This is a genomic window from Haloarcula amylolytica JCM 13557 (assembly GCF_000336615.1).
GTDB classification, from domain to species: Archaea; Halobacteriota; Halobacteria; order Halobacteriales; family Haloarculaceae; genus Haloarcula; species Haloarcula amylolytica.
In genome coordinates, this window is record NZ_AOLW01000032.1 from 1 (window position 1) to 8,409 (window position 8,409).

7 protein-coding genes and 1 pseudogene are annotated in these 8,409 nt (G+C 57.7%); 6 read left to right on the forward strand and 2 right to left on the reverse strand.

The genetic code is table 11. The annotated features are described in order from the left end of the window. Nucleotides 1-61: 61 nt before the first annotated feature. Entirely contained in the window at nucleotides 62-904 is an 843-nt protein-coding gene (locus C442_RS13920) for a hypothetical protein (protein WP_008311480.1), read from the reverse strand. A gap of 780 nt (nucleotides 905-1,684) precedes the next feature. On the opposite strand from C442_RS13920, the pseudogene C442_RS23095 reads away from it, so the two are divergent. From C442_RS23095 to C442_RS13935, 3 genes and pseudogenes are all read left to right on the forward strand, one after another. After that, nucleotides 1,685-1,981 (forward strand): annotated as a pseudogene (locus C442_RS23095) (hypothetical protein); the annotation flags it as partial. A gap of 128 nt (nucleotides 1,982-2,109) precedes the next feature. Further along, complete coding sequence (locus tag C442_RS13930) at nucleotides 2,110-2,802, forward strand: nucleotidyltransferase domain-containing protein (protein ID WP_049942997.1); 693 nt, start codon at nucleotides 2,110-2,112, stop codon at nucleotides 2,800-2,802. Further along, nucleotides 2,795-3,298, forward strand: a complete 504-nt coding sequence (locus tag C442_RS13935; protein WP_008311484.1) for a hypothetical protein — start codon at nucleotides 2,795-2,797, stop codon at nucleotides 3,296-3,298. The genes C442_RS13930 and C442_RS13935 overlap by 8 nt, the downstream gene beginning before the upstream one ends. Before the next feature lie 619 nt (nucleotides 3,299-3,917). Here C442_RS13935 and C442_RS13945 read toward each other — a convergent pair. Then, nucleotides 3,918-4,550 (reverse strand): hypothetical protein, encoded by a 633-nt coding sequence (locus tag C442_RS13945; RefSeq protein WP_008311487.1) that lies wholly within the window; start codon nucleotides 4,548-4,550, stop codon nucleotides 3,918-3,920. A gap of 386 nt (nucleotides 4,551-4,936) precedes the next feature. Between C442_RS13945 and C442_RS13950 the strand changes: the two genes are divergently transcribed. The 3 genes from C442_RS13950 to C442_RS13960 are packed head-to-tail and all read left to right on the forward strand — an operon-like array spanning nucleotide 4,937 to nucleotide 8,135. Then, nucleotides 4,937-5,596, forward strand: coding sequence for a hypothetical protein (locus C442_RS13950; protein WP_008311488.1), 660 nt, complete (start codon nucleotides 4,937-4,939; stop codon nucleotides 5,594-5,596). Then, on the forward strand, nucleotides 5,593-6,243 hold the full coding sequence (locus tag C442_RS13955; protein ID WP_008311489.1) for a hypothetical protein: 651 nt from the start codon (nucleotides 5,593-5,595) through the stop codon (nucleotides 6,241-6,243). The genes C442_RS13950 and C442_RS13955 overlap by 4 nt, the downstream gene beginning before the upstream one ends. Continuing rightward, nucleotides 6,240-8,135 carry a DEAD/DEAH box helicase gene (locus tag C442_RS13960; RefSeq protein ID WP_008311491.1) on the forward strand — a complete coding sequence of 632 codons (1,896 nt, stop codon included), beginning with the start codon at nucleotides 6,240-6,242 and terminating at the stop codon, nucleotides 8,133-8,135. Before C442_RS13955 ends, C442_RS13960 begins: the two co-directional genes overlap by 4 nt. The last annotated feature ends 274 nt before the right edge of the window (nucleotides 8,136-8,409 follow it).

Genomic DNA, 8,409 nt, shown 5'->3' on the forward strand with positions numbered 1-8,409 from the left:
CGCGTACACGAAAGGAAGTCCGTGATCGGCATCATCCTTCTTTGTCAACGCCTACGTCACGCTACCACTTCAACGTGCAAAGCTGAGTTAGTGAGTGGACTTCCGTTGTTGCCTCCAGCTTGAATGTGCCGGTCCCGATTCGATATGGTGCCGTGACCATATCGATATGAGGGTGACGGATCAGTTGATTCCGGGCTTCAATCGTCATGGCATTGTGCGCCGTACCTTGATTTACGATGAGATTTGTCTGGAACTCACCGAGGCTGTTCACGAGTTGAACGGTTGTCTCCCACTCGTACACGGGCGAACTGGTTTTCACCCCGGGACTGAACGTTCTGTGTGTAGTTAGTGGCGTGAATCGAGCCAGCGGGTCTTGCGTAACTACCCCTGATCCGCGTGCGCTTGACTTGCTAATGTGGCCGCTGAGTTCATCCCGTTCGTTACAGTACTCTCGAATCGTCGGGAGATCTGAGTCTCCTGCTCTCGCTTTGACCGGGTAGCCAGGCAGAACCTGTATCTCTTGCAGGAACACGAGATAAGCAAATATTTGCTTCAGTTCGGTTTCTCCCGTCCCTGTTGCTAAGTAGTCTTGCAGCACATCGATAGCCACCGGTAACGGGTTATCCGTCTCAACGGCCGCGATAGCGTCCCGGGTACGGCGAATCAGTTCTGTCCACTCGTCTGATACGTGTGGTGGCACGGCGAATCCAACGTGGGGATCCTCAGAAGATGTGATAACACCCGCGTGGTTCCGGTCTAACTGGTCGGACGGGCAGCACTGCTTTGCAGCGCTTTCGCTTTCTCGTTCAAGCCCACAAACAGGGCAGTCTATACTCGCGTCAGACTGATTTTGTTCGTAGTCGCAGAACGTTCGTTGCTCCTCATCCGGATCTTGGTTGACCATACTAACCTTCGAGGGATAGTCATAAAGTAGATTCGCAAAAGGGGCCCGCCGCATGTGACTCATCCACACACTATTGCATATTGCATGTCAAAATAGTAGAACTGGTTCTATATGACTTGAGAGTCCCTTTACGACCGATTTAACGATCCGATTCTTGAGATGGGATGACGGAGATAAACACTGGTAACCTGGCGGTGCCAATACTTGATTTAGAGAGTTTCAAGGGTAGGTCCGGGATTTCAGTCATGGGAGCGTGTCAGACACGCATCCGCTCCACTAGCAACCGAGCAGGTACTCCCCGTACTGCTGATGTATCGTAACCAAGTCAAACATAGTTATCCAGCCAGACAGCCAGTACAGCGCGTCTGAGGCGCGTAACCTGCCGTAAATCCTGTGCAGTTGGATTAGTTGACACGACTCACCTGTCGACACCCTCCTAATCACTGAACCGGGAGCTGCACGGAGGTTCCGGATCTTTCATTGTTACTGCGTAGCCGGTCCGTTCGTGTAGTCGGACAGTGCTACAGAGAGCCTCGCTACATATTGCCACGCGTGGTTACGTTGAAGTAGCGGATCGCTGACTGACAGTGTCGCTCGCGGCGAAACTGACCGGCGGAGTGACATCGACCTGTAGGTACTCGTCGAGGACGACCAGATGGCCAAGCAACGCACAGCGAATCGCGTCCGGCAAGACCTGGAAGACCGAGAATTCGACACCGGGCGATACGCCTACGAAATCGACGTCAAAGCACTCCCCGCCACACCGAACAACCCGAAGAAATCAGGACCACTCTCAGTGACAGGCTCGTCCTCTACGAGACAGAGAAGTTCGACACGTGGCGCGCGTTACAACGCGCGACCGATAAGAAGCGCGCGGACATCATCTCCGACATCGCCGGGCATCCGCAAGGCGCGCCAAGCGTTGAGGAACTCGACTACATGAACCTGCTGCTCAGTAGCGACGCGATCCGCCGGCACCTCAACACACTCGAAGACGCCGGCGTTGTTCGCGTCCGCGAGTTCGAACCCGGGAACCGACTGCGGGACTTCCCGTACCAGTTCTTCGAAAGTACTGAGGGAAGGCATCCGCACATGAACTCAGCGTCGCACTCCACTAAGCGCACGCAAAGAGGTCGATCTAGTATATGAGTGAGTTAGCTATTCTAATATAAACTTTAAGTCAATAGGGCGTCGAAGTCTTCACTATGTCGAGGAACTCGAATACTAAGTCCGAGCGCGGGTCGACTGTTCTTCTGGATGTCCCGGCTCAGAACCCCGATTTATTCCGAAGTCAAGCAGTACACGACCTCCTATCATTTTTATCTCGGCAGCATTCTGACGCGTTCTCCATTACTGAACTCGCTGACGCTGTGGGCTACTCTCAACCCACGATTTCGAAGGCCGTCGATGTCTTAGCGGCAAATGATCTCGTCGTCGAACAACGAGACGGCACCACGCGTCTCGTGCACATCAACACGGGTCGGTTGTCCCGGCCGGATGACCCGTTTCTCGACATCCCGCAAGCAGAGTTCTACGAGCCAGTTCGAATCGCCGTCGACGATCTCCTCGACGAACTCGACGGCGTCCTCGGTGTCGTGCTGTACGGCAGTGTCGCCCGCGGCGAAGCTGACCGGCGGAGTGACATCGACCTGTGGGTACTCGTCGAGAACGACCGGATGACGAAGCAACGCACAGCGAACCGTATCCGGCAAGACCTGGAAGACCGGGAATTCGACACCGGCCGGTACGCCTACGAAATCGACGTCGAAGCACTCCCTGCGATACCGAACTACGCCGAAGAAATCAGGGACACGCTCAGTGATGGGCTCGTCCTCTATGAGACGGAGAAGTTCGATACTGTCCAGCAAATGATTTTCCACGGAGATCTCGATGAGTAACTCTGACCCGACAGCTGTCACGGACGCGCTCGACGCAGCTATTGACGCGTTCAACGAGACAGGTCACGGCGTCCCGAACCGCGAAACTGCAATCGACACTGACGCTGACTGGAAAACCCAACTCACGAAGGCTTGCCGCCTCCTCGCAGCAATTGATGACCTCGCCGGGAATGGGTACTACACGGCGAGCATCGAGTTATGTTTCGGGGCTACGGAACGCTCCGTTGAGGCGTACGCATTAGCCGAAGGAGGTGATGAACTCCGGGACTTCCACGACCACACGCACTGTTATGACCGCGCTGCAACACTCGGGCTCCTCACCCGCGAAACCATAGACGACCTGCAACACTTGTACGACACCAATCGAACGGACAGTTACTACGGTGGTCGCCGCCCCACTGCGGAACAAGCGACTACAATGCGTGACCTTTCTCACTCGCTCCACACGCACGTCACGAACCAGATCCGCGAAGGCGGCGTCTGCATCTGCGATTAATCCGCTGCAGACAACTCATGCAGTCACACGGTGATGTGTTGGTCTCACAGAGCTTCGAGGGGTTAGTAGACACGGTTACTCCGACGACGAAAGTGAGAAGTGACGGGGTTTCCCGGGTCTTACTCTCCAAGTTGCTCAAGTTTCTGCTGTACCTGCGAGTATACTTTCGGGGACAGGTTCATACCAGCATCCACGAGATCGTACAGGACATCGGCCCACGCCGACTCAACGTCGCCCTCTCACGCGCCAAACAACGCCTCGTACTCATCGGTAATTGGGACACACTCACTACACCCGAACCAACCCGCGACGACTGCAGCGACGTGTACGCCAACCTTCGCAGCTGGCTCATCGAGAACGACTGTTTCGAGGAGGCAGCAGCGATGACACATTAACCACACCGCTTTGGGTGGAATACCGCCGAACGAAGTGACCTACTATATCCAACGACCCAATGTAAACACGCCCGACAACCCTGACGAAGAGATCATAATCGACGATGCCGAAGCGGGTTTCGTCAAAGGACGGGACCCGGCCGACTACCTCTCGGTACTGCGAGTCTCAGCCGACTCCGAAGAGGCATATCGAGACCAGAAGTACTTCCTAGTGTTGCGATTCGTTACGCTTCGTCGTTGAGTTTGTTGTACCAGTCTCGTTCTTTTTCAATGTCGATCGCGCGGATCTTTTCAGCATCGTCTTCAAAGACCTGATTCAGGAAACTTGCAAATGCAGCGGCATCGACCTCGTCGCTGAACCACACCGTATCTAACTCTGCTGCGTTCAGACTCTGGAATCCGTGCTCTTTGACTCGCTCAAAGATTTCTTCAGGGTCGCTGAGTTCTTCGCGGTGAATTTCCATGGATAGCGTTGCTCGATGCCCACGAGTTTTCTCGACGTGTTCGATGGCCTGTGACAGGTATGCTGTTAAGTTCAGATCGATATGCTCGGTGTCTTTCCGTGACCGTGCCAGTGCATCGTACAGGAAAAAGTACCCGCTGGAGAACCCGCCTGCGAGCAGATCCCGGCGTTCTTCGCCTTCGAAAATCTGGTTCCGGTCCCGCGCTTCTAACTCTTGGAGGATCCGAAAATCCAGCATAGCGTTCGTCACTCGCTCTCGAATCTTCTGTCGTCGACGACGCGCACCGGACGAACTCGTATACTCTGTCTGCCCTAACAGGAATTTCCGATCCTCCGTACTAAGAATGCCCCGCGGCCGGTCAACGTCGTACGCTTTGCGCTCAGAATCCGCCATATCTTCTCTGCTCAGTCAGGGCGTATAAACAATAGTACATATATCGTTACGGAAATTAGATACGGGTTGGCACTATGCTTTTTATATCACTTCTCGACTCTGTTTTCTCGTGTCTTCACTGAACGATGCGAAACTGACGGTGTCGGGACGCGGCAACCGCTTGGTAGGGAGGGCGAGTCATGACTGAGAGTCACGGACTGCCGTTGGTCAATGATCGCCGGACGCTTCGTCACCTCGACGTGTGCTGTACAGGGAAATCATCGAAGAACACGTCTACGGACGTGTGTGACTCACATGACCACTAAGCCCGCTCTCCTCACCTGTAACACGCTGAACCCTCGTTGCCAGTCACTGCACTATCCCGTCGCTCCCACGCCACAGACACAATGACACGAGAAAACTCGCGTCGAGCGTTCCTGCACAGTGTCGGTGCGGTGAGCCTTACCGGCGTCACCGCAACTAGTTCCGCTGCCGAGACGACTCTCACCGCACCGGACCTAGTGATTCCCGAATCAGCAGCCCCGAACGACTTCGATCCGCTTCCATCGGTCGAATCGAACCGGTTCACTGACGCGCTTCACGCCGCCGCCCCGGGACTCACAAGCAGCGACATCGCCGTGGCAGGGTACTGGAACGGCGCCACGCAAACCGACCCGGAATGGGTGCTATCGTCCATGGCCGTTGTCGCTGACGAGTCGCTTCCGAGAGCGCCCATCGAAGCCGCCGCCGAGCAAGCATACGACGAGTACGTCGCAGAGTACGACGCTGAAACCAGTTCACTAATCGACTTCGAGCAAACCCACGTCCGCACCGACCAGACAACAGAATGGGGCGTCGATATGCACCGCGCACCGATGTTTTCCGACCGCACAGACGGCGGGGAACTCGTGTTCTCCGAACGCATGCGGTACCAGTTCTTCGACACTGCCGCGGTCGCTACCCTCGCGTTCGGCCCGCACAAGCAGGACCCACCTGTCGACGCGCTCGTCAACGAGTACGCAGCCCTGCAACGAGACCGGTACGAAACCCGAGGAGGCACGCAGTGACAGACACACCGACCCATCCCGCCGGGCTACTGACCGATACGGAAGCCGACCTCCTCGCCGACCCGGACACCGACCTTAGTGACCACCCGGACGTGCAAGACCGGATCCGGACCCGCTTGACGAAAACCCTGCACGACTGCACCGTCCTGTACCCCACGCTCCCTACAGCAGACATCGACGCCGTGTTCAACCCTGCCGACGACGCCGAGCAGTCAGCCGTCAGAGCCGCAACACAGGACTGCCTAGCGCTTTTGACTCTCGGAATGCTGCGTAGCGACGACCTGCTCGAAACCCGGCTTCACGACGCCGTGCAACACGCCGGGCTCAGCGACGGCGAAGAAATCGATGTGACCGTGGAACTCCGCCGCGGTCCGCTCCCGACGCTCGAACAATTCGCCGCCGATGTCGCCGGGCACGGCGTCACCGATCGCGCATTCCCACTGTTCGAACATTTCATCGGGGACCCCGACGCGGACCTCGACATCCTCGCCGACATCGCCGAGGACCTCAACTTCAACTTCGACGTGGACGCGGACGAGCACAACGCACATCGAGCGCAAGTCGCCGCGCTCGAACGCGCCCCGCAAACCGTCATTACTGGCGTGCGAGCCGTGACGGACACCGACGAGACGGAGCGTGACCCATGACCGCAGCACTAACCGGGATTACGCCGCGCCCGTACCAGGACGAAGCGCACGAGTTTGCGACGCGTCGAGACGAGGCCGTCGTGTGTCTCCCGACCGGGACCGGGAAAACTCTCGTCGGCTGCATGTGGGCCCGCACCCGGCTGCACGAGAGTGCTATCGACCGGATTCTCATCCTGGAACCATCCCGGTTCCTTGTCGAACAAACCCACGCGTACTACGACGAGTACACGACCATCCCGACCACGAAACTCGACGGGACCGTTCCCCCGAGCACCCGGTCTCGGCAGTGGCACAACGGTGACATCGTCGTCACGACACCGCAAACAGCGGTGAACGACGCTGCGAACCTCGATTTTGACGCGGTCATCATCGACGAGTGCCACCACACCACCGGGCAACACGCCTTCGCACAACTCCTCGACCACGTCGAGTACCGGTACAAACTCGGACTCAGCGCCACCATCCCCGCCAGCAAAGAACGAGATATAACGACCGCCATCGGCCCAATCCACAGACGGTCTTGGACCGACCTGCCCGACGAACACGTTCCGGAGTGGATCGGGGAAATCTACGACACGCCGTACCCGGACGCCTACACGGACGTCGTCGACATCCTCGAAGATGCGCGGCGTGAGTTCGCCGGAACCAGACTCGCTGGCCTCCCGACGCTCGGCATCCGCATGCTGTGCCGCGACGGCGCACTCGCCCTCGAAGAAACCCTGCGGCGAAACACTGTAATGAGCGACATCCTCCGCGACGACACACTCCCCGTGCTCGATACCTGCCCGGCGGTCCACAAACTCGACGCGTGCCGCGCCGCACTGGACGAGCACGACTTCGAGAAAGCCGTGCTGTTCGTCGACCGCGTCACCATCGCCAAACAACTCGACGCCGAATTAAGCGAGTACACGACCACGACGCTGCTTGGCCGCGTGCACACAAGCAGCGACGCGCAACAAGCCGCCGTCGAAACCGCACAGGCTGAGGAGACGGACCTCATCATCTCTACCGCCGCCGGCGAAGAAGGCATCGACCTGCCCGCCGCCGACCTCCTCATCGTCTGGAGCAACGTCGTCAGCTCCGTCCGCTTCATCCAACGCCTCGGCCGCATCATGCGCCCCGACGGCACTGACGCCCCACGCAACGCCATCTACCTCGCCACGCCGGACAGCCCGGACTACGAAGCCCTACGACGCGGCATCGACGAAGCCCACCGCGCCGGCCTCGACATCACCAACATCAACACCGACACGCTACTCACCCGCAGCAGCGTTGGCCGCGTCAAACACGCCCTCGAAGGCACACCGCAACAACGCAGCGACCTCGCCAACACCCTCAACCAACCAGCATCGAAACTCGACAACTGGCTCCGTACAAACGTCCGCGACAGCAACGTCTTCTACCTGTACCGCGTTCCCGAGGACCTCAACGAGTGGCGGCAAGCTTCGAACGGCCTCAAGAACGCCTTCGGATTCGGCTCCGACGATGACTCGGGCGAAACACAACTCGCAGACTCAGTCCGAAACAACTTCTCCCCAACCAAAGACCACCGATACTACCTGCAAGAACCAGACATTCACATCCTCGAAACCGACCATCCCGACCTACTCACCGGCAACGAAACAACGCGCCTCTCCGCCAGCTACGGCCCCTCACACCAAGACAGCGGAAAACACAGCGAGTACGGGAACGTCGACACCGTCACAAACACGATGACCGACAACTTAGCTGATGCCGATAGTTTCTACGCCACCATCTCCACCGACTCCCGAAACCCACAGTTCTCCTTCCAAATGCAGTACCAAGGTACAGCCACCAAGCCAGTAATCAACGCAACCGTCCGGAACGCCGCGGCCGTCGCCACCACGCTTACCGACCGACTCACTGAGTAACCACAGCTGTAAGAACACCAATGAACACTCACCGACACCACGAAGCTCGACGAGGACCTACCGCGACAGTACCCCGACAGACTTCTCTCACGCCACGGCATCTCCTCTGCCGTACTGCGCTACCCACTTCGAGAGGAGTGCTGTCCTCATGAACCCGCTTGCACCGTACGAACACCCTGTCGGAAAGTATCAGTACCTCACAAAGCGTCACCCACTAATCCGATCTGAGTCACTTCTTCTGTCTCGATGAGCCGTCTGTAGCGGTCGATCTTCG

Excerpts from the sequence above, each read along its gene's own strand:
- C442_RS13920 (WP_008311480.1), bottom strand. The coding sequence starts at position 904 with ATGGTCAACCAAGATCCGGATGAGGAGCAACGAACGTTCTGCGACTAC.
- C442_RS13930 (WP_049942997.1), top strand. The coding sequence starts at position 2,110 with ATGTCGAGGAACTCGAATACTAAGTCCGAGCGCGGGTCGACTGTTCTT.
- C442_RS13935 (WP_008311484.1), top strand. The coding sequence starts at position 2,795 with ATGAGTAACTCTGACCCGACAGCTGTCACGGACGCGCTCGACGCAGCT.
- C442_RS13945 (WP_008311487.1), bottom strand. The coding sequence starts at position 4,550 with ATGGCGGATTCTGAGCGCAAAGCGTACGACGTTGACCGGCCGCGGGGC.
- C442_RS13950 (WP_008311488.1), top strand. The coding sequence starts at position 4,937 with ATGACACGAGAAAACTCGCGTCGAGCGTTCCTGCACAGTGTCGGTGCG.
- C442_RS13960 (WP_008311491.1), top strand. The coding sequence starts at position 6,240 with ATGACCGCAGCACTAACCGGGATTACGCCGCGCCCGTACCAGGACGAA.